Consider the following 25796-nt stretch of genomic DNA (forward strand, 5'->3'; position numbering starts at 1 on the left):
CTAAACCTCAGCGTTCTACTTGCATGTATTAGGCACGCCGCCAGCGTTCGTCCTGAGCCAGGATCAAACTCTCATTTAAATTTGATGCTCAGTTTTCACTGACTTATTGTTTTATTAACAGGTTATTCTCATAACCCGCACTTGGTTCGTCTTATTCAGTTCTCAAAGGTCTTAACGTCACCTCTCAGGCGACAACTATTACATTCTATCAAACTATACACACACTGTCAACTACTTTACAAAAAAAAATTAAGTTTTTTTTAAAAAGTTTTTGATACCTTGAATTCTAGTATCATAATGATAAAAACTCTTAGATATTCTAAGAGTTTTTGGACTATTTATTCAAACTAGAATGTTTATAACCATAAAAAGCATAAATCAAGACACCGATTAAAGTCGTGATGAAAAAGACTTTCCAAGTATCAGCATCCATTTGACCAATCATAAACAGACAGATTAATAAAGATAGAATAGAAATTACTGGTGCTGCAGGAACACCAAATTCTCCATTCTTAGGAGCTCCTTTTTCTTTTCTCAGTTTCATTAACCCAATTGGTAACATAGCCATACACATTAGCGTCACTAGACTGGTTAAGTTAGCCAAAAGATTTAATGGGAAGAAGCCAGCCATCAAGGCTGCAATAAAACCTGATAAAATAGTGGCATTAGCTGGGACTTGACTTTTTTCACTAACATTACTAAATGATTTTGGTAAAAGCCCATCTTGACTGAGAGAAAAAAGTAAACGTGTCAGAGCAAATAAAAGTGAAATACAAACTGTAATTAAGGTAAGAATCGCAACAGTTGCAACATAATTTGCTGCCCATCCCATACCAACTTGACGAAGAGCAAAAGCGACTGCATCACCAACATTTAATTGAGTATAGTTGACCAAACCTGATAAAATAAGAGTTACTGTAGCATAGATGACTGCCACACTAGCAACTGCAATCGCAATGGCTCTAGGCATATTTTTTTGTGGATCCTTGGTTTCATCAATAGCCATCGGCATTGCCTCAAAACCTAAAAAGGCATAAAACATAGCTGCTGCACCAACCATAATTCCTGTTTCTCCACCAACCAATTGACCAAAGCCAAAAGGAGCAAAATTAGACCAGTTTTCAGGGTTGATTTTGAAAATACCTACTCCAATAAATAAAGCTAATGCTGAAAACTTCAAGACAACTAAAATATTGTTAAAACGCAAAGATTTTCTTGAATCAAGTAAAACAAGACCTGTGATTAAAACAACAACCAAAAGAGCTGCCAAGTCAACATATTGACCTTCGGCTGGATTTACCCCACTAAGAGCAGTTGGTAAATTGATGCCAACTTCTGATAAAAGGCCTTTTAGATAACTTCCCCAACCTGACGATACACCTGCTACAGCCGTTAGGAATTCGATACCAACAAACCAAGCAGCCATCCAAGCAGGAAATTCACCTAAAGTTGCATAAATATAACTATAAGCACCACCACCTTGTGGCACACGTGAAGCAAATTCTGCATAAATGAACGCGGACAAACCTACAGCAATAGCCGCAATCAAAATAGAAATAATGAGTGCAGGACCTGAAGTAGCGATAGCTGCTCCTGAACGAGTAAAGATACCAGTACCAACCATGGTTCCAATACCTAATAAAATCAAACTACCTAGGCTCAAGTGACGTTGTAAACTACTTGGCTTGCTATCACTTGATTTTATCCTAAAAATAGACATATAAGCCTCCTTTTTTTGAAAAATTATCTTATTTTATCATGAAAAATATAGCTTTGTAAATAGAAAAAACTGAGAAAATTCTCAGTTTTTTTCAGTAAAATACAATTAATCTGTTTCAGTCATTTGTTGTTTAACTTCATCATAAGATAAAGCATGTGGCACTTCATCATCTTTATTTTCTAAATCTGGCATTTTACCTGTTTCATAAAGTGACTTAATTTGTGCAGCATCCAAAGTTTCATATTTAAGTAAAGCTTCAGCAATCAATTGATGTGTTTCACGATTATTATTGATAATATCAGCAGCTTTTTGTCTTGCTTCATTGAGCAAGTCACGAACTTCTTCATCAATCAATAAAGCAGTAGCTTGCGAGTAGGTTTTTTCTGGACTTAATTGACCTGTTCTGATGGCATGACTACCTTCATACTGAACTGGACCAAGTTTTTCACTCATGCCATATTCTGTTACCATAGCACGCGCCATCTGGCTAGCTTGTTCAAAGTCATTTGAAGCACCTGTTGTTTGAACATTGAAAATAATTTCTTCTGCTACACGCCCACCCATAAGACCTGCTAATTGCTCTTTCATTTCTTCCTTAGAGTGTAACATCTGATCTTCTTTTGGAAGAGAAATCATATAACCGCCTGCACGACCACGAGGAACAATAGTGACCTTATGAACATCACGCGCACTTGATAATACCAAGCCAACAATAGTATGACCTGCTTCATGATAAGCCACTAACTGACGTTCTTTTTCTGAAACTTTTTTATCTTTCTTAGATGGCCCTGCAATGACACGATCTTCTGCTTCATCAATATCACTAGCATCAATCTTAGATTTATTACGACGGGCAGCGACCAAAGCTGCTTCATTCAGCACATTTTCTAAATCAGCACCAACAAATCCAGGAGTTTGTTCAGCAACTACTTTTAGGTCAACATCTTCAGCCAATGGTTTATTTTTGGCGTGAACGCGTAAAATAGCTTCACGTCCTTTAACATCTGGATAACCAACCAAAACTTTACGGTCAAAACGGCCTGGACGTAATAATGCCGAATCAAGAACATCACTACGATTGGTTGCTGCGATAACAATAATGCTCTCATTGCCATCAAAACCATCCATTTCAATCAGGAGTTGGTTGAGTGTTTGCTCACGTTCATCATTTCCTCCGCCGATACCTGTCCCACGACGACGACCAACAGCATCAATCTCATCAATGAAAATAATGGCTTTTTCAACTTTTTTAGCATCTTCAAAAAGGGAACGAACACGACTAGCACCGACACCGACAAACATTTCAACAAAATCTGAACCAGAAATGCTAAAGAATGGCACACCAGCTTCTCCGGCTACTGCCTTGGCTAACAATGTTTTACCTGTCCCTGGAGGCCCTTCAAGAAGAATACCGGCTGGAATACGCGCACCTAAATCGCGATATTTTTTAGGATTGCGTAAGAAATCAACAACCTCTACTAATTCTTGTTTTTCTTCTTCAGCTCCTGCTACATCAGAAAAACGGACCTTGACATTGTCCTTACTTTGAGTTTTAGCTCGATTTCTTCCGAAAGCCATCGCACCATTAGCACCACCACCTTGACGCATCATCATCATGAAGAAACCAACCATAACTAGAATGGGCAAATAACTAGCAATGATAGAAACCCAAGTTCCTGCTGAGCTTTCTTGTTTTACTGTAATCTCTGTACCAGCCGCCTTAGCTGCTGTTTCAATCGCTTGAACAGAAACTTCACTTGGCAACACCAAAGAGGTAAATCGACTAACCTTACTTGTACTAGTCCCTAAAAAATTACTAGTCGTTTCAACAGTTTGGTCAGTTTTATACTGACCACTAATTTCAATCACTGCTCCACTTGGTTGATAACTTAGATTTTTGATTTCACCTGATTCAATTTTTTTAATCAAGGTCGAATAATTAATCTGTTGAGTTTGAACTGAGCTACCTCGTAAATAATATTGTCCTGCTGTGATTAAAACAATCATCAGTAGGATATAAACAAAGGCGTTTCTGACCAGTCCATTATTTTGATTATTTTTCATATATAAACTATCACAAACCTCTTCTATTTTTGGTTGTAAACTTCCTCTTTTAAGACACCGACATAAGGAAGATTACGATAATTTTCGGCATAGTCTAAGCCAAAACCGACGATAAATTCATTTGGAACATCATAACAGACATAATCAGCTTCAATTTCTACTTGACGACCTTCTGGTTTATCAAATAAAGTAACAATTTGAACTGATTTGGCTTGACGATATTTAAACATATCACGCAAATATTTTAGGGTGCGACCTGTATCAATAATATCTTCCACAAAAATAATGTCACGTCCCTCTACATTGGTATCGACATCTTTAAGAATTTTTACTTCGCCACTACTTGTTGTTCCACCATGATAGCTAGATACCACCATGAAATCTACTTCAATATGCGTATCAATGTGCTTCATCAATTCTGCCATAAAAGGAACTGAACCTTTCAAGATACCGACCAATAACGGATTCTTACCAGCATAATCTTTAGTCAATTGCTGACCAAGTTCCTTTGTTTTAGCAATAATATCTTCTTCTGTATAAAGTACTTTTTTTATATCTTGTTCTAACATCAGTCGCTATCATCCTCATTTCCTATCAATATGATACCCTCAATTATATCATGTTTGGTCAACTTCCTCAAATAAGTTTTATTTTTAGTCAAGACAAAGATGATTTGGCCTTCTTGTTCCCCAATAATTGCTTGTTGACGTTCCATTGATGGAATTTTTTCATCAATAAACCAACGACGCAACTTCTTATGATAGTGGCCAAAATCAAGTTGATCACCTGCTTGGCGATAACGAAGTGTTATTGGACTTTTACTAATCAATGGAATTCCTGATTGACGAATAGGCGATAACCAGGTAAAACAACGACGACTAAAATGAACTTGATTCCCTTCTATCAAAATCTTTGGCTCATCAAAAGATACTGATTCTTTTTTTACAATCTGAAAAGTTTTTTGATCTTTTATCAACTGATAATCAGCTTTTAAATCATAAGCATAATTTTTTGAATTGCTTAGGTGATAAAGTAGCTGGTCAAACTGAGATTTTGACAATTCTAAATCTGGAAACTGGCTTAGATACTCTTGCAAAATAAAGTATTGAACTGGTTCAGTTTGATCTTGAAAAACTGCACAATCTGTTATTTCCAAATCTGATGTCAACTCACGCAAGGCTTCTAGCAAACGATTGGTTTCATGTGAAACATTCAGCAATTGTTGACGAAATTTAGGATTTTCTTGACTCAAAAGTGGTAGATACTGGTGTCGGACACGATTTCTAAAATAAAGCGGAGAATCATTAGAAACATCGTCAAAATGAAAAGGATTTGGTAAATCTAATTTACTAAAACTTAGAAATGGACGGATTAACTGACCATTCGCAAAATCTTGTACTTCCTTAATCCCAACTAAATGTCGTAAACGACTGCCTCTAATAAGACGCATGAAAATCGTTTCTGCTTGATCGTCTGCATGGTGAGCTGTGACTAAGGCTGTATAGCCTTCTTCTATCATAATTTTTTCAAAAAAACGATAGCGGTAATCACGCGCATTTTTTTCTGAAAAAACTCCTTGAAAAGTTTGGGTATAGATAGGAAAATGATGTTCTTTTGCCCACTGTTTCAAGTAATTCTCTTCTTCTATACTCTCAGCACGCTGGTTATGATTGATGTGAGCAAGTCCTAGTTCAATCCCTAACTCTTCTTGATAACTATGCAAAAAGTGAAGTAAATTCATGGAATCTACCCCACCTGAAATGGCAATCAATACCTTTTTATGTTCCTTGAAAAACTGTTTTTCTTGAACATAGGTCAATATTTTTTCATACATCATTTTAATATCTCATAGACATCATTAGCAATGGTAGTAATTTCATCATAACTAGATTTATCAGTAAAAATAGAAAGAATAAAAGGAGAGTCTGCATAGACAAGAGCAACATCATGTTTGTAATCATAAGCATCGCCGATTTTATGGGCAACACGAGCTGAAATATCTTTAGAAATGCGTTGGTTATCAAAATCTGTTTCCGATAAATAAGTTAAAATCTGACTATTTTGATAGTAAAGTTTCTCCATGATTTTTCCAGCCATTTTAGCAGACATTTGTTTTTCTGTCATGTTCCAAGAACCACCTGCTAAATTCTCGATAGTCGTTTGATAGGTTTTATCATACTGGTTAGCAACATAATAACCTAACAGATTACTGGCAACATTGTCTGAATTTTGGGAAACATATCTGGTTAACTCATCAATACTATAATCCTTATCGTCAGCAGTTAAACTCATCTTACTACTACCACTGACATCATAGGAGCCAGAAAATTGATTAACTTGTTCAATATAGGTTAACTTATCTGACAGAGCTAGAGAACCATTTGCTAATTGTTCTTCAACATAATAAAGAAGAGGTAATTTAGCAATACTAGCACTGTACATACGCTGGTCTGGATTGATACTAGCCGTAGCCTGAGTCGCGAGTTGCTTAACATAAATACCATAGTTAGATTTGTTATATTTTTGATTTAATAATTTTTGAACCTTATCTATTCTGGTATCAATTTCAGACAGGTCATCAGCTCTAACCCAGCCTTTATTTTCAATTTCTAAAAATACACCATGTTGTGTTCTTGCTCGGCTTATGACTGAAACTGGACTATAGGCTTCAATAACTGTATCTTTCGAAGTTACTCCTAAAACATAGGGAGCAGTATAGACTGTTGGCTTTTCTTTTGTCCAATAGGTTTGCGTAAAGTTCTCATTGTCAAAGACCACATCATCAAAAATCAGCCACTTACTAGCTGGCAGATAACTGCCGTCAGTCAATTCAAAAACAGGTATTGCCTGTTCATTGATGGTCAAACGTTTGATTGATAAGTTTTCATTTGGTTTAAGCCAACCTGCAGTCGTTTTCAACTGACTGTCAGTATAAGCGGGTGTTTCTTGAAAAAGATTAGGATTTTGTGGCACCTGTTCAAAATAACTATAGCGTGTGCCAACATCAGCAGAAAGTTGGTAACGCTGACCACTGGTCAAGAAGATACCCATCTCACCACTATCTAAACTCATTGGGCTGAAAAAAACTGGTAGAACAAACAGTAATAAAAGTTTTTTCACGCCCAACTCCTTTCTCTTAATTAACCTTTTCCTCACGCAAAGCTTGATTTTTTTCTGACAATTCTTCCAACTTATCGTCAGAGTAGGTTAAAAATTTTTCAATCGTTTCAATTAAATTATCCATAAGTCTATTTTGGTAATAAATCTGGCACAGGATAAATAATTTCTCCTGTTTGCGAATAGTAATACTTGGCTCTTGCGTATTTCTCAATATAAGATGAATCTTTGAGACGCTTGGCCAACAATTTTTGTGCATCTGTTTCAAGCACCAATGCTTGATAACGTTGTTCTAATTTTTCAATCTCTACTCTTCGTTTCTCTAACTTTTCATAAGTTGAAATCAAATTATAGGTCGGTAAAATGAACAAAAGCATCATACAAATCAGAATCCAACCCATAAAACGATGACGTTTACGCGTCTCCTCTTCTTCATAACGCTTACGTAAACTTTCATCGTTGACATAAGCATTATTCATCTGCAAAACATTAGGCTTGCTCATCTGATTCAATCCTTACTTCACTGACAATTTCATACATTTTTGCAGCGTCTTCTTTTTTGGTGCTATCTTTCATTTCTAAAACACGAACAGTTAATAGCTTGTTACCAAAACGAATGTCAATCTGATCATTGATCTTTAAGTCAGTTGATGACTTGGCTAAAATACCATTCACTTTAATTCGTCCCTTATCAGCTACTTCTTTTGCTACTGGACGACGTTTAATAATTCGGGATACCTTCAAATACTTATCTAATCTCATAACTCACCTCGTATTTTTTCATTCTATCATTTTTTTCTTAAAAATGGTAGAAAGGACCACAGCTCTTTCGGAAAAACCTGCCATTTACTTGCTAATAGGACAAATAAACCAACTCCACTAGCAGTTGACAAAATGATAGTTAAAAAAGTTATTAAACGACTTGATGAAGGCAGTACATTAGATAAAATCCAAACTAAAAGCCCCATCACGACTAAACTAAGATAATATTTATAAGAAAAGACAAACCTAAACGAAAACTCTTTCCGACTTATCCATAAATAAGCTAGTAAAACAATGCATAAACTCAAAACACTAGACCAACTGCTACCAACAAGACCAAAATAATGTGTTAATGGAGCAGTCAACAAGAGTTTTGCTACTAGACCGAGAACCAAACAACGAAGAGAGATGTGATGTTGCCCTATAATGAATTGATGATGATGAAAAAATTGTACTAAACTTGAAAGAAAAATCAAGATCATATAGACTTGCAACATAGTTAAACCTTTACGATCATTAAACAGAACTTGATTGATTAAGGGAAGTAAAATCAAGCAACCAACGGTCAAGATTAGACTCAAATAATAGATTAGGCTTAAAAAATGCTGACTAAGTTGCTTATAAGATTGACTATCTTCTTCATACAAACGACTGAATTTGGGTAAATAGCTAGTAAATAAAGCTATAAATACAATCAAACCAAATTGTAATAGGGGTTGCCCACGGTCATAAATTCCTTTTTGATACTCTGCTTGTATCGCGTCCATTCCAGAGGAAACTAGACTGTTTTTTAATAAAAAGGCATCAATCAATTGAAACAGTAAGAGATAAATGGCATATAAGGTAAAAACAAAACTAGAAAAAAACAATGGCTTTAATTGTGACCAAAATGTCATATTAAATGAACCAAATCTCATCCACTGAATTTTGATTGATAAACTCAAATAGATTAGAGAAAAGCAACTCGCAATCACATTTCCCCAAGCAGCAAAATTAGCTGTGCGATAGATATCCCATCCATAACCTAAATAGCACAAGGCTGCGACAATAATCACTAAAACACGAATAGTTTGTTCCAATACTTGACTAATAGCTGTTACTTTCATCTGACCTAGACCTTGATCAAAGCCGCGATAAATCGATAAAAAAGGAGTCAATAAAAGTAAGACAGATACAGCCAATAGGGCAGAACCTAGTTGATTAGCTCCCATAAGCTCAGCTAGTGTTTGATGACAGACACCTAATAACAGTGCCATTGACCAACAACAACTGATCAATAACCTAGTCAAATTTCCTAAAGAATTAAAATCTTTCTTTTGTAAGACACTAGACATAAAATTGGGAAAAGCCGTCAAAGCCAAGGTTGAAATAATGGCTAAAAAAGGATAGACCTGCTGGTAAGCATAGAAACCTCTATCCCCAACCAAATTTTGATAAGGGATACGATAACTAGCGGCTAAAATTTTTGATATGAAGCCACTAAGCCCAATAACTAAACTAGCCTTCTTGGCTTGATTGAGTTGTTTTTCTTGCTTTGATGTCACAACAAGCCTCCCCGAACTTTCCTAATTCCTCTAAAATCTCATAATCTTTTTTATTTCTAATGTCAAAAATCACTTCAATTTTGCCTTCATACTCGCTAATTCTAGCCTTCAACTTAGTTTTAGATAAGGCTTCAAAATAATCTTGTGTTAAGAAATAGGATTGAATGACTTTTTCAAAACGAACGGTCAACCGATCAAGTTGACGCTCAACTACTTCAACAAAAACTTGGTCTAACAGAGATTTTATTAAAGCAATTTCTAATAGATAAGCGACTGAATCTGGGTATTCACCAAAACGATCAATTAGTTCATCCTGTAAATTTTCATAATCCAAACGATTAACCAATTCACGAATGCGTTTGTAAACTTCAATCTTTTGACGCTCATCTGTAATATAATCCTGTGGAATATAGGCATCCATTTGAAGATTGAGCTCAGCATTACCTTTTTGACGAACCTTAACCTGTCCTTGCTTCTTAGCCAAAGCTTCTTCTAGAAGTTGTGAGTAGAGTTCAAAACCAACTGAGTCAATAAAACCACTTTGAGAAGCTCCCAAAAGATTTCCAGCTCCACGAATAGATAAATCTCGCATAGCAATCTTAAAGCCACTACCTAACTCTGTAAAACCTTTTATGGCCTCCAGACGTTTTTCAGAAACTTCGGTCAAAATCTTGTCTGGACGATACATGAGATAGGCATAGGCAATGCGATTGCTGCGACCAACTCTCCCTCTAAGTTGATACAAGGTTGACAAACCCATATAATCCGCATTTTCGATAAATAAGGTATTAACATTAGCGATGTCAACGCCTGTTTCAATAATCGTTGTCGCAACCAACACATCATAAGCTCCATCAATAAAGTCTAAGAGTGTATTTTCTAACTGAATTTCACTCATTTGACCATGAACAAAACCTATTGCGGCTTCAGGAATCAAGTCCTGTAATTCAGAAACTTTTTGTTCCAAAGTGTCAACTCGATTGTAAACGTAAAAGACTTGACCACCTCGATCAATTTCTCTTAACGTTGCTTCCCTAATCAAGCCAGGATTTGTCTCCATAACATAAGTTTGAACAGGATAACGATTAGTTGGAGGGGTTTCAATCACAGATAAATCTCGAATACCTAACATAGACATATGTAAAGTTCTTGGTATCGGAGTAGCTGTCAAGGTTAGCACATCAATCTTATTTTTTAATTCTTTTAATCTTTCTTTATGCTTGACACCGAAACGTTGCTCCTCATCAATGATCAACAAACCTAAATCAGAAAATTCTACATCCTTTGATAATAGACGATGAGTACCAATAATAATGTCAACTTGACCTTTACTTAACTTGACAAGTGTGTCAACTTGTTCTTTTTTTGTTTGAAAACGACTTAGTACACCAACTTCAACTGCAAAATTGCTAAAACGTTCTTTGAAGTTAACATAATGTTGTTGCGCTAAGACTGTTGTCGGCACTAAGACAGCAACTTGCTTGCCATCGTTAACTGCCTTAAAAGCTGCTCGCATGGCAACTTCTGTCTTACCAAAACCAACATCGCCAACCAATAGACGATCCATTGGACGATCCATTTCCATATCCTGTTTGATTTCTTTAATGGAACGCAATTGATCATCTGTTTCAGCGTAAGCAAAATCATTGTCAAAATCAATTTGACTAGTATCATCTGGCGAAAATGCAAAACCTTTTAATTGACTACGTTCAGCATAGAGTTGCAACAAATCATCCGCAATCTCTTCAACTTGTTTGACCACTTTTTGCTTAGTCTTTTTGAAGCGACCATCGTTTAATTTGTTAAGTTTCGGTTCTTTACCATCACTTGATAGGTATTTTGACAAACTGTCAATTTGATCAATGGGAACAGAAATCCTATCCTGATTTTGATATTGAATGGTTAAGTAATCCCTATGCACCCCACTGATTTCAATGGTTTCAAGACCAAGAAATTGACCGATACCATGGACATGGTGAACAACATAATCTCCTGTTTCTAATTCATTATAATCTTTTAGTCGTTCAGCATTACTCAAATGTTGACGGCGTATTTTACGTTTTATTTTTTTATGGAAAATTTCTTTTTCTGTCAATAAAGCAAGTTTCTCATCAGCAAAATAAAACCCCTGAGCTAGATTGCCTATTAGTAGTTGAATACTACCTTTTTCAATTCGCTGACTACTTGTAACCAACACCTCAACTTGATAATCTTGTAAAGTTGCTTGTAACTCTTGTAAACTTTTATCTGTATTTAGCTGTAAAATGACCGTTGCACCATTTTTTTGATAACGATTGAGTTCATCAACTAAAAGTGGTAATTGATGATAAAAATCTTGCATCGGATACTGGGTCAAATTGTAAATTTTTTGAAATCTGATGTTGCCTAATCCCTTATGAAAATTAGAAAAAAAGGTAGCTGGTTGATAGTGACGTAAATTTTGATAACTATTTGCCAAATAGGTTTGACTTGGTAAAGCCTTTCCTTCTTGTAAACGATCTGTCAAGTAATGAGCTATATCCAAATCTAACTTGGCATGACGATCAACCAGTTTCTGAAAATCATCAAAAAATATTGGAGTTTCTTTTGGTAAATAGTCTAATATAGTCCAAATCTTTTCATAAAAATAAGGTAAAAATTGTCTAAAATCTTCATGTCTTCTTCTTTGTTGACTAGCTAATAAAACTTGTTCCAAATAATCACTTAAAGGGGTTGACCGACTTGAATTTTCTAATATCTGGGCACAACGATCAAAATCGTCATCTAATAGAATCATCTCATCTGCTGGACTAATTAAAATTGTTTCTAAGTTTTCTAAAGATTTTTGACTTTGACTATCAAAAAGGCGAATGCCATCAATTTCATCACCAAAAAACTCAAGACGATAAGCTCGATCAGATTGACTATCATAAATATCAAAGATATCACCCCGTTGACTAAATTGTCCTAATTGACTAACTTGACTAACCTTTTCATAGCCTAAATTGATTAACTGTTGGCTCAATTCAATAGGGGCTAATTCCTGACCAAGTTTCAAACCAAGTAAACTTTGCTGATAAACCTTAGGATTTGGTAAAGGTAAGCGACAGGCTGCCAAACTAAGAATGACAATGCCTTCAGCAACAGGATCCAAAAGAAAATTCAATGTTTCTAAACGAGAACGTGACTTTTCTTGAGAACTAAGTAAAAATTCACCAAGTAAGGCATCATCCATAAAAAACTGATAGACGATGTCTTCACCTAGTAAATCTGAGAAATCACTGGCTAGTTGTTCTGATTCATGATGAGTTGCTGTCAAAATCACTAACTTAGAGCGATTTTTTTGCCAGTAAGCTGCCATGGCCAAGCTCTTACTCGAACCAGATAATCCCATAAGTAACTGTCGTTCCAAAGCAGTTCCCTGAGTTAGCCAATCTTCAATTTGTTTATTTTGAGTAAAGACATCTAATAATGTTTGGTTAGCCATTGTACTGTCTCATCGTCGCTTCAAAATCACGACTTGTCAAGTAATAGTTTACGGATTTGTCAACTTTGTCAAGCGTATTCTCTATTAAAATCAACTCCTCTTGTTCAAAATTTCCTAATACATGATTGATAACCGTCATCTTAGGTTTAGGACGACCTATGCCAATCTTAATGCGATCAAATTCTTGAGTATTTAATTGACTAATAATGCTTTTAATTCCATTATGACCGCCCGCAGAACCTTTGTTTCTAAAGCGAATCTTACCCACTTCTAAGTCTAAATCATCATAAATAACGATTAAATCTTCTACTGAAATATTATAATAAGTTAACAAAGCCCTAACTGCCAAACCGCTATTGTTCATATAAGTCAAAGGCTTAACAAAATACACTTTTTCCTGTTGGATAAAAGACCAACCAATCATCGCTTTAAAAATCTTATCCTCTGTAAAGTTGACGTCAAGTTCCTTTACAAGTCTGTCAATCGACATAAAGCCAATATTATGACGTGTTCCTTTATATTTTGAACCTGGGTTACCTAAACCCACAATCATTTTTACCATATTTTCTCCTTAAACAGTAAAAGGGAAGTGACCAAAGTATTTGATTAAACAAACAGCTTCTCTCACTTCCTCTTAATTGAATTAAACATTAAAACGGAATTCTATAATATCGCCGTCTTGGACAATATAGTCTTTTCCTTCTTCTCGTAAACGACCCGCTTCTTTAACAGCTTTTTCACTACCATAAGTCATTAAATCGTCATAAGACATGGTTACTGCTCTAATAAAACCTTTCTCAAAGTCAGAATGAATAATACCTGCAGCTTGCGGTGCTTTAATTCCACGTTTAAAAGTCCAAGCTCGCACTTCTTTTTCTCCCGCAGTAAAATAAGTTCCCAAACCAAGTAAATGATAGGCTGCTCGTGTCAATTTATCAACACCAGACTCTGTCAGGCCAATAGCTTCTAGAAATTCTTGCTTATCTTCATCATCAAGTTCTGAGATTTCTTCTTCTGCACGCGCTGAAATAACTACTACTTCTGCATTTTCAGTTGCTGCAAAGTCACGAATTGCTTGAACATAGGAAATTTCATCAGGAGCAGCAACCTTGTCTTCATCGACATTAGCCACATACAAAACTGGTTTAGTCGTCAATAAAAATAAACCCTTGACAACTTTCAATTCTTCATCTGTAAATTCTACTGTACGAGCTGATTTGCCATCTTCTAAAACTGGTTTAATTTTTTCTAAGACTGCAAATTCTGCAACTGATTCCTTATCTTTTTGCGTTCTAGCCATCTTCTCAACACGAGCATAGCGCTTATTGATACTTTCTAAATCAGCTAAAATCAGTTCTAAGTTAATTGTTTCAATATCAGCAATTGGATCAACAAAAGCTGACTCACGACCTTGTTCACGCATAACATTTTCATCGTCAAAAGCACGAACCACATGCACAATGGCATCTACTTCACGGATATTGGCCAAAAACTTATTGCCCAGTCCTTCACCTTTTGAAGCTCCCTTAACAATTCCTGCAATATCTGTAAATTCAAAGGTTGTTGGGACTGTTTTTTTAGGTGTAATCAACTCTGTCAACTTCTGTAAACGATGATCTGGTACTTCAACCATACCAACATTAGGATCGATTGTCGCAAAAGGATAATTGGCAGCTTCTGCTCCTGCCTTTGTAATTGCATTAAATAGAGTTGATTTACCGACGTTTGGTAAACCAACGATACCTGCTGTTAAAGCCATAGCTTATTTATCTCCATCTTAAAAACTTAATCATCACCATTGTACCAAAATTTACTTAAATAAGCTAGATGAAGCCTTGGTCTTTCTATTGGTTTAATCTAAAATTTTTTTCAAACGACGCTCAAAATCATATCGACTCATCATAAGCTCATGTTGGCAGTTTTGACAGTGTAATTTGATATCAGCTCCTAATCGTTTAATCAGCCAACAATTTGCTTTTTTACCAGTTTGTTTGATAAGACAAGCATGCGGTTTTTTCATCTCTACTAAGCTTCCCAACTCATACATGGTTACTTTCCTCTCTGAATCAATACTTAACACAATTATAACAAAAAAGAACTTCACAAGGAAGTTCTTTATTCTAATTAGTACGTACTGGTGTAATCAGTTGAACAAAATTTTCACTAGCATCGCCAGGCGTTAAAGTAAATGGACGAACTGGAGAAATAAAACGAATTCTAACTGTTTCACTCTTTAGAGCTTTCAAGGCTTCAATCAAATAGGTTGGATTAAAGCTAATCGTTAAATCATTCCCTGCTAATTCTTCTGTTTCAATTTGTTCATTCACCTTACCTACCTCAGGAGAATTAACATGAGCAGTAACTTGACCTTGTTTAATCTCTAATTTAACCGTACCATTTTGACTAGCATTAGATACCAAGAAGGCACGTTCCATTGCTGAACGTAAACTTGCAACCTGACAAACCATTTCCGTTTCAAAACTTGATACCAATAAACGATCCGTATCTGGATAAGCTCCTTCAAGTAAACGAGTGTAGAAGCTAATATTTTCACTTCTAAAGAGCATTTGGTTGGTTGAGAAGAAAACCTCAACTGTTTCAATATCGTCTGTAAAAACAGCTGACAATTCTCTTAGTGACTTGCTAGGTAAAACAACATCGAAATGATCTCCAGCTTTATCTAAATTTAATTGACGCTGACTCATTCGATGAGAATCTGTTGCCACTGCTTTAAAGGCTGTCTCATTTTGTAAAACAAAGTGCACCCCTGTCAAGATAGGACGACTTTCTTGAGTACTCGCTGCAAAAGCTGTTTCAGCAATTAAGTTTTTTAATAATTTCGTATTAAAAACTAAAGGATTTTGTGTTGTCATTTCTTGTAAGCGTGGGTACTGATCAACATCTTTTCCTTTAAGTGTAATTTCTGATTTTCCACTTCTAATTACCACTTGATGATGCTCAATCTCTTCTAAATCTAAAGTAACATCTGGCAAACTAGAAATAATATTGATGAAGAAATTAGCTTCCAACAAAATACTACCTGGTGAGCTGATTAAAAGCCCAGAATTTTGATTATCTTGACTGATAAAATGCTCAATTGAAATTTGTCCATTTGAACCAGTTAAGGTAATACCTTCTTGACTGATTTCTAATTTCAAACTTGATAAAATCGGAATGGCATTTTTAGAAGAAATTGCACGTTTTGTGATATTTAAAGATTGAAGAAAGAAAGCCTTATTTATAGAAAATTTGATCATGAGAACTCCTTTATTTATATAATAATAAATTTAGTAGTAGTAGTAGGTCTTGTGGATAAGGTGGAAAAATATCCCAAAGTAAAGTTTATCAAGGGATTAGACTTGTTCACAACTTGTGGATAACTTACCATAATTGTTTATCTTTTCCACAAGACTATTTTAATTTATTTTTGATGGTGTTGATTTCAATACTTAGACTTTCATCCTGGGTCATCATATTTTTAATCTTGTTGTAAGCATGAAGAACAGTAGAGTGGTCACGTCCTCCAAATTCTTTACCAATTTTGGTCGTACTATTGTCAGTTAGTTCACGCGATAAATAAATAGCAACTTGTCTAGCTAGGGCTAGATTTTGTGGTCGTTTAGTCGATTTAATTTCCTTGACAGTGACACCATAAAATTTACCAACTTCTTCTTGGATGGTTTCAATTGGAATGACATTGATTTTTGGAGCCTCTGTTGTCCGTGAGCGGATAGCTTTTGCAACCAGCTCAACGGTAATCACTTTTGCTTTTTCAAGATTAGCAGCCAGGTGGATATTTTTTAAGGCGCCTTCTAGATCACGGACGTTAGAATCAACAAGATTTGCCAGATATTCAATCGCATCTTTTTCAAAGTTAAAATCATATTGCTGGATTTTATCTTCAATGATGGCAACACGCGTTTCAAAATCAGGCGGTGTGATATGAACAGTCAAATCCCAAGCAAAACGTGTAACCAAGCGATCTGGCAAAGATTCTAGGCTTTTTGGAGCACGGTCACTCGTTAAGATAATTTGTTTTTTCTTATCATGTAAAGTATTGAAGATATTGAAAAATTCTTCTTGCGTGCTTTCTTTATTGGCTAAGAATTGTACATCGTCAATTAAAAGCACATCAAGATTACGGAATTTTTCACGAAAGTCATCCATTGTTCCCAGACGCGTTGCCGTAACAAATTCATTGACAAAGTTCTCAGTTGTAATATAAAGGATTCGTGCTAATGGTTCATCATTTTGTATAGCATTACCAACGGCATTAAGCAGATGGGTTTTTCCTAAACCTGGTCCTCCCCAAATAAATAAAGGATTGTAGTTGATGCCTGGCTTATCTGTAGTTGCCAAACAGGCTGAAACGGCCCACTCATTACCTTTTCCTTGAATAAAGTTACTAAAATGATAACTACCATTTAGATTTGATGGAAAAGAAGAAAGTGGTTTTGTTGGTACAGTTTGTGTCACAAAGTCAGTTGGTGACTGGCTACTGAGTTCTTCTTCTTCAATAGGTTTTGGCTTGCCAATCACATAGGTGGTTTTAATTTCTTGATCAAAAATTTCTAAACCAGTTACCTTAATCAGATTTTCAATTAGATTTTCAGCACTGGTTTCCCAAAAAAGTTGTTGTATATCGGAATTAAGTTGAATAGAAGCGATATTTTCTTTAATATGTAGTAATTTAGCAGGTTTAATGTAAAATTGATAAGCATTCTGTCCTAGTCTTGATTCGGCTAAGCTTAAAAAACGTTGCCAAAATTGTTGTTCTTGTGGTGTCATAAAAGCTCCTTTCTAGTTTAATTGGTATTCTTATTCTATCATAAGCAGACTAATTTGCCAACAAAATAAAAAGTTTTCCACAAGCTGTGAATAAAAGTTAACATTGTTCAAAAGGGTTTTTCCACAAGTTGTGGAAAAACCCTTTTAGCTTGTTATAAAAGGAAAAATCAGGAGGATAAGTTGTTGAAAAGTCTGTTTTATAGAACGTTTAAATTAACAATTTATTTTAGTTTGTTGATAAGTTTTTGAAATTCTTCCTCTGATGAGAAACTTAAAGTAATGTGACCTGTATCTTTTTTTCCTTCGATTAAAATTTTAACAGGTAAACCAAGGGAGCGACTGATTTCAAGTTCGTAATCATTCAGAAATAAGTCTTTTACTTTTTTCTGAGTTTTTTTTGTCTTAGTTTTGCCTTGTAATAATTGTTCTAATTGTCGAACACTGAGATTTTGAGCTTTGATTTGCTCTAAATACATCTCTTGTTCTTCTGCTGCTAGACCAACGAGTAAACGCGCGTGACCTGCAGAAAGTTGCTCAAATTCAAGAGCTTCTTGTAAAGGTTTTGTTAGTTGCAAAAGACGGATACTATTAGAAATATAGGGACGTGATTTACCAATATTTTGAGCTAATTCTTCTTGGGTCATCTGATTTTGAGATAAAATTTGTTGATAGGCCTTAGCTTCTTCTATTGGATTAAGATTGGAACGTTGTAAATTTTCGATAATTGCTTGGGTCATGCTTTCTTGATTAGAAATTTCTTTAATTAGAGCTGGTATCTCTATCAATCCAGCTAATTTTGCTGCCCTAAATCGACGTTCCCCAGCAATAAGTTCATAGCCAAAAATATCAGATTTTCTAACGATGATTGGTTGGATGAGACCATGTTCCTTGATTGAAACACTTAATTCTTTTAATTCTTCAGGGTTAAAATGTAGCCGTGGCTGATAAGGATTTGGTGTGATATCAGTTAGTTTAATTTTGGTGAATTGTTCAGTCATGTCAACTTCCTTGTCAATAAAAATACCTTTACACTATTGTAAAGGTATGATTTCTTATTGTCAATTCTTCTGTCAATTTTATTGACGTGATAAATCTTGTGTACTTTTCGTTAATTTAATCGTTTCTGTCATCTTTTTCGTTCCTCTATAGAAACTAATCGTCATGTCATCACCTATTTTATGCTTGTAAAGTAAACTTTGTAAGTCACTTGTATCATTGACTTCTTGTCCATCAATTTCTGTAATCACGTCATATTTTTCTAATTTTCCATTAGATGGCATATCTGTTTGAACAGCTGCAACAACAATACCAGAAGTGACCTCGTTAGGAATTTTTAGCTGACTAATAGCAGTGGTAGAAAGTTGATTAAGATTAACCATTGAAATACCAAGAGCAGGACGATTAACTGAACCATTATCTTCTAATTGTTTAATGATTTCAACGACATCATTTGATGGGATAGCAAAGCCCATGCCTTCTACAGATAAGTTAGCGTTTAATCTGCTAGTGGCAATTTTACTTGAGTTAATACCGATAACTTGACCTTGAATATTGACTAGGGCTCCACCAGAGTTTCCAGGGTTAATGGCAGCATCAGTTTGAATGGCATTGGTTGAAATGGTTTGACCATTTTCATCCGTAGAAGTGACAGTTCGACTAAGACTAGAAACAATTCCTTGAGTGACAGAATTGGCATATTCACTACCCAGAGGACTACCAATAGCGATAGCTGTTTCTCCTACTGTTAAAGCAGATGAATCAGCAAATTCTGCGACATTTTTAACCTTTTCAGAAGAAATACGAACAACAGCTAAATCAGAATAAGTATCTGAACCGATTAACTTACCAGCAACCTTTGTGCCATCGGCTAAGAGAATTTCAATTTTTTCAGCCCCGTTGATGACGTGGTTATTGGTTACAAGATAGGCATATTTACCATCTTTTTTATAAATAACGCCAGAACCTTCCCCATAGACTTGTAAATCAGATTCTTCATCAAGACGCTCATCAGTAGCTTCTATGCCGCCAAATAGACTAGCTAGACTAGAACCAGCTGAGTTTTTCTGATAGTTGATGACAGAAACAACGGCATCTTGAACGACTTTAACTGCCTTACTGGTTGAGGTTTCGTTTTGATAAGTCACTTGGCTAGTTTTAACCTGACTAGTAGCTATTAGATTATTTTGGTTCATCATTAGCATGGCCATCCAACCACCAACAAATCCGACTAGAAGAATAAAACCAGTTTTAATCAATTTTTTGAAGATAGATGTTTTATTAGTTTCCACAGTATTCTCCTTTTATTTTTATCCTTATTATAGCAAATTTAACTTAAGTTTAACTTAATTATCAACAAGAACTTATACACAAGTTGTGGATAAGTTTTGAAATCAGTTAACTTCTTTGCTATTAACTAGGTTTTACTCAATCAATTTTAAGTTTTAAATTGTGGATAAGTTTGTTGAAAAAATAGACTTGTGCTATACTAGATTTATGAAAGTCAAAATTATTTCAGTAGGAAAACTTAAAGAAAAATACCTTAAAGACGGTATTGCAGAATATACCAAACGGTTGGGACGATTTACTAAGCTAGATTTGATTGAATTAGCTGATGAAAAAACACCTGATAGGGCAAGCCTAGCTGAAAATCAACAAATTATGGCGAAAGAGGCCGAGCGAATTCTAAGTAAAATTTCTGAACGTGAATTTGTCATTGCTCTAGCTATTGAAGGTCAGCAATTATCCTCTGAAAATTTCAGTAAGTTTTTGGCTGATACGACGCTTAAAGGTTTTTCAGACATCACTTTTGTCATTGGTGGGAGTCTAGGTTTAGCACAGCAAGTTAAATCACGGGCTAATTTTTTGATGAGCTTTGGTCAATTTACCTTACCTCACCAACTGATGCGTTTGGTTTTGTTAGAACAAGTTTATCGCGCTTTTATGATTCAACAAGGAAGTCCCTATCATAAGTAGTTTCACGTGAAACAAGGAAGAAAAAATGTCAAAAAAACATTATCGTATTTTTGAAGGTTTACGTTTTGCTAGTTGTTTAACCTTTATCAGTGGCTATATGAATGCCTTTACCTTGGTTACTCAAGGAGGTCGATTTGCAGGTATCCAATCAGGTAACGTGGTTTTTTTAGCTTACCATCTAGCTAAAGGCGCTTTTGCAACTTCACTTCTTTTTCTAGTGCCAATTGTTTTCTTTATGCTAGGTCAAGCCTTGACTTATTTAGCACGATCCTATTGCGTCAAAAGAAAGCTACCTTGGCATTTATCTGGTAGTTTAATGATGACAAGTTTAGTTTTTTTTGCCATTATTTTAAATCCTATCATAGGGCACTCTTTAACTATTGCGATTTTGTCCTTAGCAGCTTCAGTGCAAATTGAAACGTTCAGACATCTTAGAGGGGCACCCTATGCTAATGTGATGATGACAGGTAATGTTAAGAATTCAGCTTATTTAGTTATCAAGGGGTGGATGGAAAAAGACATGATGTTATTTAAACAAGGTTGCTATATCTTTATTACCATTATTAGTTTTGGTTTAGGGGTTTTATTATCAACCAGTTTATCTGTTCAATTTGGAGAATCTGCCCTCATTTTCTTATTGTTGCCAATGTTTTATATCAATTATCAATTATGGAAAGAAAAACAGTCTAGCTAAGCTAGACTGTTTTGATATGATTCCAGCAGGATTTGAACCTGCGACCGTTCGCTTAGAAGGCGAATGCTCTATCCAGCTGAGCTATGGAACCTTAATACATTTTATTTTATCAAAATAGTAGTTAATTTGTCAATCTTTAATCTGATTTTGATTATTTGACAAAAAATCTTATTTTTTTTGAAAAAAGACTAGACAAACCAAATTTTTCTGCTATAATAATAAGAGTAATAAGTCATTACAAAATGGTCCGTTGGTCAAGGGGTTAAGACACCGCCTTTTCACGGCGGTAACACGGGTTCGAATCCCGTACGGACTGTTCTAACAACTGCTTAGCAGTTGTTTTTATTTTAATCATTAAAAAACTTCTGAGATTCACTCAGAAGTTTTTCTTATTTTTTTGATTGACGTTGATAAATATAATAACCAGTCATTCCCAAAATGCCAATTAAGGATAACCCAATTCCTAAGATAAATCCTTGTGGAATGAAGCTAAGGGTAACATTACCACTTCCTGCTGGAACATCAACAACCATGAAACCATTTTGTGCTCGTCTAATCGGTAGTTGATGACCATTTTGCTTAGCTGTCCATCCCTTATCGTAAGGGATGGTAAAGAGAATTGAACTTTTCTTGTCTGTTGAGTAAAAAGCAGTGACTTGATTTTGTGTTGTGCTAACTTGAATCGTTCGCTGATTGATGGTGTTCATCGCTTCTTGGTAGTTAGTCAAGTTAATCGCATAAAAATTAGGTGCAGTAAAGTTGACTTCTTGTTCTTTTCCAAACTTAAAAGTAATACGATGTGTTCCTGCTTCTAAATATGCTCCTAGATTAAATAAGCTGTAAACATTTGATATGGTATAGTTATAATCAGTTCCATCAATATTTATCTGGAAATTTTTGGTGTCTTTATTATTGAATGTTAAATTAGGAACACTAACATAAACTTGACGGTTAGCTGGTATTTGGACAGTATAGCTAACACTAGTAATTCCTTCAGCATTAGGTTTTACGGTGACTTGTTTATCAAGAATAGTCGCCCCAGCTTCCATATTAGCATTTAATTTAGTAAAGTAATTAAGAGAAAGACCCGAAATTTGATTGAGTAATTTAGATTGATTGTCAAGTGTGTTTACAGTAATGTCAATATCCTTGTAAACTCCGTTAGTTAGCAGACCAAGTTGGCTAGCATATTGATTCTGATAGAGTTTCATACCTGTATCTTCAAAAACTTGTTCAAAACCAAATTTATTTGGCATCTTTTGACTAAAATTATATTTAATGCCAAGCAAGCTATCCATGATAATTGTATTGTTTTGATAACGTAAATTTAAGTTGGTTCCTGTAGATTTGAAACCTAGTCTATCTAATAAACTACTAGATGATCGATTACGAATTGATGAAAATTGTGATAGGCCATAATAATTAAATTTCATACTATCGTTACCAGTCTGAGGATAGAGACGTTCCATACGGAAAAAAGTATTTGAATTGTCTTTAGCATATTTGACAATCTTGTTAATTTCTTTAAGATTTTTAGAATAGGATTCTTTGGTTGGAAAGACCCATTCTTCTCTTAGACCACTAACTTGGTAGTAGGTGTTGATACTTGTTTCGCCAATAGTAAAGATTAGCGTAAATATTGTAAACACTAAAAAACTAATTTGCTTTTGAGCGTGAGAAATCAAAATAGTGGCATAAGCAAGCATAAAAATAGCGGTTAAGATGAACTGGTTAAATTCTAGAAAATCATATCTTTTCGTAAAAAATCCTGTGGCAATAAAGCCTAGACTAAGAAAAATTAAGGTTGGTAAAAACTGTTTCCAATTTAATTCTGATAGGTGATTTAGACTCTCTCCTGCTAGCAGAATAATTAAAAAAGATAATAACCAAGCATAACGATGTAAAAACATATTTGGAGCATGCATCCCTTGCCACATTAAATCAAGTGGTTGGAAGTAGAAACTCACAATTAAAAAGAGAAAGAGTAGGGCATAAGCTAGTCTGATTTGCCATTTGATTGACGAGATTGTAAAGTATGTCAAGGCTAGAATAAGTGGTAGTAAACCAACATAAATCATAGGAATGGCACCAAACTTCGTCGTATCATAGGCTCCAATGAAGTTTTTTGCAAATAAATCAAGATACCAAGCGCCTTCTGTAAAGAGTTTAGTGATTTCAGTAAACTTTTCACCATGAGCTTTAAGGTCAAGATAGGTTGGCAAAAGCATGATTGAGCTAGATAGACCAGCTAAGATTGACACGATGGTAAATGATTTAAAGTTTTGTAAAATCTTTTTCCATCCAGAAGTTTTGGTTTGCTGAACTATAAAATAAAGGGTTAAGAAGATAGCTGTCATAAATCCAAAATAATAGTTTTGGATAAAAAGAGTTGTCAACGTGAGATAGTAAAGAAGATAGCCTGATTGATTGAGTAATTGGTGTAAACCTAGGATAATCAGAGGGACTAGGATAAAGACATCTAGCCACATGTTAATTTCTAATTGGCTAGTAGCAAAACTCATCAGACTGTAAGAAACAGACAAGACAAGGATTAGAGGCAACTTGACATTACTGTAAAGTTTTTTCAAACTATAAGCACTAGACAGTCCAATTAAGCCAAATTTAACCAAGGTTACAAGGTAGATGGCATCAGGCATATTAGTATTATTAAAGAAATAAAAGATAGGTGAGAGAAAACTTCCTAGATAATAACTAATTAGTGCGTAGAAGTTTAGTCCTAAACCACTGGTAAAGGTATAAAATAGGCTGCCTTGCCCATGAAGGATATTTTTTAGCGTCTCAGCAAAGACAACATATTGATGAAAACCGTCACTGGCTAAGATAGTGCGATCAGCACCCCAAGAGATACCTTGACTAAGTAAACTAATAAAGATAATGATAAGTGGTAGTAAAAAAGCAGATAGATAGAAAAGGTAGTTTGTTTTTTCTCTTTTTTTGTGAATATTAAACATAGATTTTCCTTTTTAATAATGAAAAAGTGTGATTAAGAAAAAGAGTTGGGTAGCCAACTCTCTTATTTCCAAAGTTCTTGGACTTTTTCTTGGACTTCCTTGTTTTCAAGAAATTCATCGTAGGTTTCATCAATTCGGTCAATGACCCCATTTTTTGAAATCACAATAATGTGATTAGCTAGGGTTTGAATAAATTCATGGTCATGACTGGCAAAAATGATACTTTCTTTGAAATCTTTAAGTCCATCGTTAAGACTTGAGATAGATTCGAGATCCAAGTGATTAGTCGGGTCATCAAGTACTAGGACATTTGATTTAAGGAGCATGAGTTTAGATAACATCACACGAACTTTCTCTCCTCCTGACAGGACATTAACGGATTTATTAACATCATCGCCAGAGAAGAGCATACGACCTAAGAAGCCACGAAGGAAGGTATTATCGTCTTCTTCTTTGCTAGCGAACTGACGCAGCCATTCAAGAATGGTTTCACCACTGGCAAAATCACGAGAATTATCTTTTGGTAGATAACTACGGCTAGTTGTCACACCCCATTTAATGGTTCCTTCATAGTCAATATCACCCATTAGGGCACGAATTAGGGCAGTTGTTTGAATATCGTTTTGCCCAATCAAGGCAGTCTTGTCACCTGGACGTAGGATAAAGCTGATATTGTCTAAGATAACTTCACCGTCAATGGTCACTTTCAAATCTTCAACGGTCAAAAGGTCATTACCAATCTCACGCTCAGCTTTGAAGTTGATAAATGGATACTTGCGACTTGACGGAACAATTTCTTCAAGTTCAATCTTATCAAGCATTTTTTTACGAGAAGTTGCTTGTTTTGATTTAGAAGCGTTGGCAGAGAAACGAGCAACGAATTCTTGTAATTCCTTGATTTTTTCTTCAGCTTTAGCATTGCGGTCAGCTTGTAAGCGAGCAGCCAGTTCAGATGATTCTTTCCAAAAATCATAGTTACCAACAAAGAGTTTGATTTTACCGAAATCAAGGTCAGCCATGTGCGTACAAACTTTGTTTAGGAAGTGACGGTCATGGGAAACAACGATAACCGTATTTTCAAAGTCAATTAGGAAATCTTCCAACCAGTTAATTGATTGAATATCCAAACCGTTGGTTGGCTCGTCAAGTAAAAGAACGTCTGGTTTACCAAACAATGCCTTGGCTAAGAGAACTTTTACCTTATCTCCATTAGCCAACTCACTCATGGTTTGATAGTGCAAGTCCTCAGCAATATTAAGGTTTTGTAGGAGTTGTGCAGCTTCACTTTCGGCTTCCCAACCGCCAAGTTCTGCAAATTCTCCTTCTAACTCGGCTGCACGGACACCATCTTCATCAGAAAAATCTTCTTTCATGTAGATAGCATCTTTTTCTTTCATGATGTCGTAGAGTGTTTGGTTACCCATAATAACCACATCAATCACGCGCTCTTCTTCATAGTCAAAATGATTCTGACGAAGGACAGAAAGACGCTCATCTGGACCAAGGGAAATATGACCTGTACTTGGTTCAATATCACCAGCCAAAATCTTTAGAAAAGTTGATTTTCCAGCACCATTAGCACCAATTAGGCCATAGGTATTACCAGCTGTAAATTTGATATTAACATCGTCAAAAAGTTTACGATCACTGAAACGCAGTGACACGTCTGAAACTGTTAGCAATTTGATTACCTCAT

Annotated in this window: 21 protein-coding genes, 2 tRNA genes and 1 rRNA gene; 3 read left to right on the forward strand and 21 right to left on the reverse strand. The window is 35.3% G+C overall.

The genetic code is table 11. The features are described 5' to 3' along the window. The 18 genes from FRX52_RS03315 to FRX52_RS03400 form a co-directional block, all read right to left on the reverse strand. Positions 1-79: ribosomal RNA gene (locus FRX52_RS03315) — 16S ribosomal RNA — on the reverse strand; the annotation flags it as partial. Between the two features lie 255 nt (positions 80-334). Continuing rightward, positions 335-1720 (reverse strand): amino acid permease, encoded by a 1386-nt coding sequence (locus tag FRX52_RS03320; RefSeq protein WP_146538486.1) that lies wholly within the window; start codon positions 1718-1720, stop codon positions 335-337. A 105-nt stretch (positions 1721-1825) separates the two neighbouring features. Continuing rightward, positions 1826-3784 (reverse strand): ATP-dependent zinc metalloprotease FtsH, encoded by a 1959-nt coding sequence (gene ftsH / locus FRX52_RS03325; protein WP_146538487.1) that lies wholly within the window; start codon positions 3782-3784, stop codon positions 1826-1828. A 23-nt stretch (positions 3785-3807) separates the two neighbouring features. Beyond that, on the reverse strand, positions 3808-4353 hold the full coding sequence (gene hpt / locus FRX52_RS03330; protein WP_146496132.1) for a hypoxanthine phosphoribosyltransferase: 546 nt from the start codon (positions 4351-4353) through the stop codon (positions 3808-3810). After that, positions 4353-5621, reverse strand: coding sequence for a tRNA lysidine(34) synthetase TilS (tilS, locus tag FRX52_RS03335; protein WP_146538488.1), 1269 nt, complete (start codon positions 5619-5621; stop codon positions 4353-4355). Before tilS ends, hpt begins: the two co-directional genes overlap by 1 nt. Beyond that, positions 5618-6904, reverse strand: coding sequence for a serine hydrolase (locus tag FRX52_RS03340; protein ID WP_146538489.1), 1287 nt, complete (start codon positions 6902-6904; stop codon positions 5618-5620). The genes tilS and FRX52_RS03340 overlap by 4 nt, the downstream gene beginning before the upstream one ends. 16 nt (positions 6905-6920) lie before the next feature. Further along, complete coding sequence (locus FRX52_RS03345) at positions 6921-7028, reverse strand: SP_0009 family protein (RefSeq protein ID WP_146461425.1); 108 nt, start codon at positions 7026-7028, stop codon at positions 6921-6923. 4 nt (positions 7029-7032) lie between these two features. Further along, positions 7033-7404: a septum formation initiator family protein gene (locus FRX52_RS03350; protein ID WP_146461423.1), complete on the reverse strand. Its 372-nt coding sequence runs from the start codon at positions 7402-7404 to the stop codon at positions 7033-7035. Continuing rightward, the gene (locus tag FRX52_RS03355) at positions 7391-7663 is read right to left on the reverse strand and encodes an RNA-binding S4 domain-containing protein (protein ID WP_146538490.1); all 273 of its coding nucleotides are present in this window, start codon (positions 7661-7663) and stop codon (positions 7391-7393) included. The genes FRX52_RS03350 and FRX52_RS03355 overlap by 14 nt, the downstream gene beginning before the upstream one ends. Before the next feature lie 26 nt (positions 7664-7689). Then, a complete protein-coding gene (locus FRX52_RS03360) occupies positions 7690-9207 on the reverse strand; it encodes an oligosaccharide flippase family protein (RefSeq protein ID WP_146538491.1) in 1518 nt (505 codons plus the stop codon). After that, entirely contained in the window at positions 9161-12673 is a 3513-nt protein-coding gene (gene mfd, locus FRX52_RS03365; protein ID WP_146538492.1) for a transcription-repair coupling factor, read from the reverse strand. The genes FRX52_RS03360 and mfd overlap by 47 nt, the downstream gene beginning before the upstream one ends. After that, positions 12666-13235, reverse strand: a complete 570-nt coding sequence (gene pth, locus FRX52_RS03370) for an aminoacyl-tRNA hydrolase (protein WP_146496144.1) — start codon at positions 13233-13235, stop codon at positions 12666-12668. Before pth ends, mfd begins: the two co-directional genes overlap by 8 nt. An 81-nt stretch (positions 13236-13316) precedes the next feature. Further along, a complete protein-coding gene (gene ychF / locus FRX52_RS03375) occupies positions 13317-14432 on the reverse strand; it encodes a redox-regulated ATPase YchF (protein WP_146538493.1) in 1116 nt (371 codons plus the stop codon). A gap of 93 nt (positions 14433-14525) precedes the next feature. Beyond that, the gene (locus FRX52_RS03380; RefSeq protein WP_146538494.1) at positions 14526-14720 is read right to left on the reverse strand and encodes a DUF951 domain-containing protein; all 195 of its coding nucleotides are present in this window, start codon (positions 14718-14720) and stop codon (positions 14526-14528) included. A 73-nt stretch (positions 14721-14793) separates the two neighbouring features. Continuing rightward, positions 14794-15930, reverse strand: a complete 1137-nt coding sequence (gene dnaN / locus FRX52_RS03385; RefSeq protein ID WP_146538495.1) for a DNA polymerase III subunit beta — start codon at positions 15928-15930, stop codon at positions 14794-14796. 154 nt (positions 15931-16084) lie between these two features. Next, on the reverse strand, positions 16085-17461 hold the full coding sequence (dnaA, locus tag FRX52_RS03390; RefSeq protein ID WP_146538496.1) for a chromosomal replication initiator protein DnaA: 1377 nt from the start codon (positions 17459-17461) through the stop codon (positions 16085-16087). Positions 17462-17682: 221 nt separating this feature from the next. Further along, positions 17683-18459 carry a ParB/RepB/Spo0J family partition protein gene (locus FRX52_RS03395; RefSeq protein WP_146496153.1) on the reverse strand — a complete coding sequence of 259 codons (777 nt, stop codon included), beginning with the start codon at positions 18457-18459 and terminating at the stop codon, positions 17683-17685. Positions 18460-18537: 78 nt separating this feature from the next. Beyond that, positions 18538-19749 carry a S1C family serine protease gene (locus FRX52_RS03400; protein ID WP_261379144.1) on the reverse strand — a complete coding sequence of 404 codons (1212 nt, stop codon included), beginning with the start codon at positions 19747-19749 and terminating at the stop codon, positions 18538-18540. Between the two features lie 205 nt (positions 19750-19954). On the opposite strand from FRX52_RS03400, the gene rlmH reads away from it, so the two are divergent. Both rlmH and FRX52_RS03410 read left to right on the forward strand, forming a co-directional pair. Beyond that, a complete protein-coding gene (gene rlmH / locus FRX52_RS03405; protein WP_146538497.1) occupies positions 19955-20434 on the forward strand; it encodes a 23S rRNA (pseudouridine(1915)-N(3))-methyltransferase RlmH in 480 nt (159 codons plus the stop codon). A gap of 25 nt (positions 20435-20459) precedes the next feature. After that, positions 20460-21128 carry a YoaK family protein gene (locus tag FRX52_RS03410; RefSeq protein WP_146538498.1) on the forward strand — a complete coding sequence of 223 codons (669 nt, stop codon included), beginning with the start codon at positions 20460-20462 and terminating at the stop codon, positions 21126-21128. A 17-nt stretch (positions 21129-21145) separates the two neighbouring features. On the opposite strand, the gene FRX52_RS03415 is transcribed toward FRX52_RS03410, so the two are convergent. Continuing rightward, positions 21146-21219 (reverse strand) — tRNA-Arg (locus tag FRX52_RS03415). 153 nt (positions 21220-21372) lie between these two features. On the opposite strand from FRX52_RS03415, the gene FRX52_RS03420 reads away from it, so the two are divergent. Beyond that, positions 21373-21444, forward strand: a tRNA-Glu gene (locus tag FRX52_RS03420). 73 nt (positions 21445-21517) lie between these two features. On the opposite strand, the gene FRX52_RS03425 is transcribed toward FRX52_RS03420, so the two are convergent. Then, positions 21518-24100: a YfhO family protein gene (locus FRX52_RS03425; RefSeq protein WP_146538499.1), complete on the reverse strand. Its 2583-nt coding sequence runs from the start codon at positions 24098-24100 to the stop codon at positions 21518-21520. Positions 24101-24162: 62 nt separating this feature from the next. Further along, positions 24163-25782, reverse strand: coding sequence for an ATP-binding cassette domain-containing protein (locus FRX52_RS03430; RefSeq protein ID WP_146496162.1), 1620 nt, complete (start codon positions 25780-25782; stop codon positions 24163-24165). Positions 25783-25796: the final 14 nt, after the last annotated feature.

Source organism: Streptococcus sp. sy018 (assembly GCF_007859185.1).
Taxonomy (GTDB): Bacteria; Bacillota; Bacilli; order Lactobacillales; family Streptococcaceae; genus Streptococcus.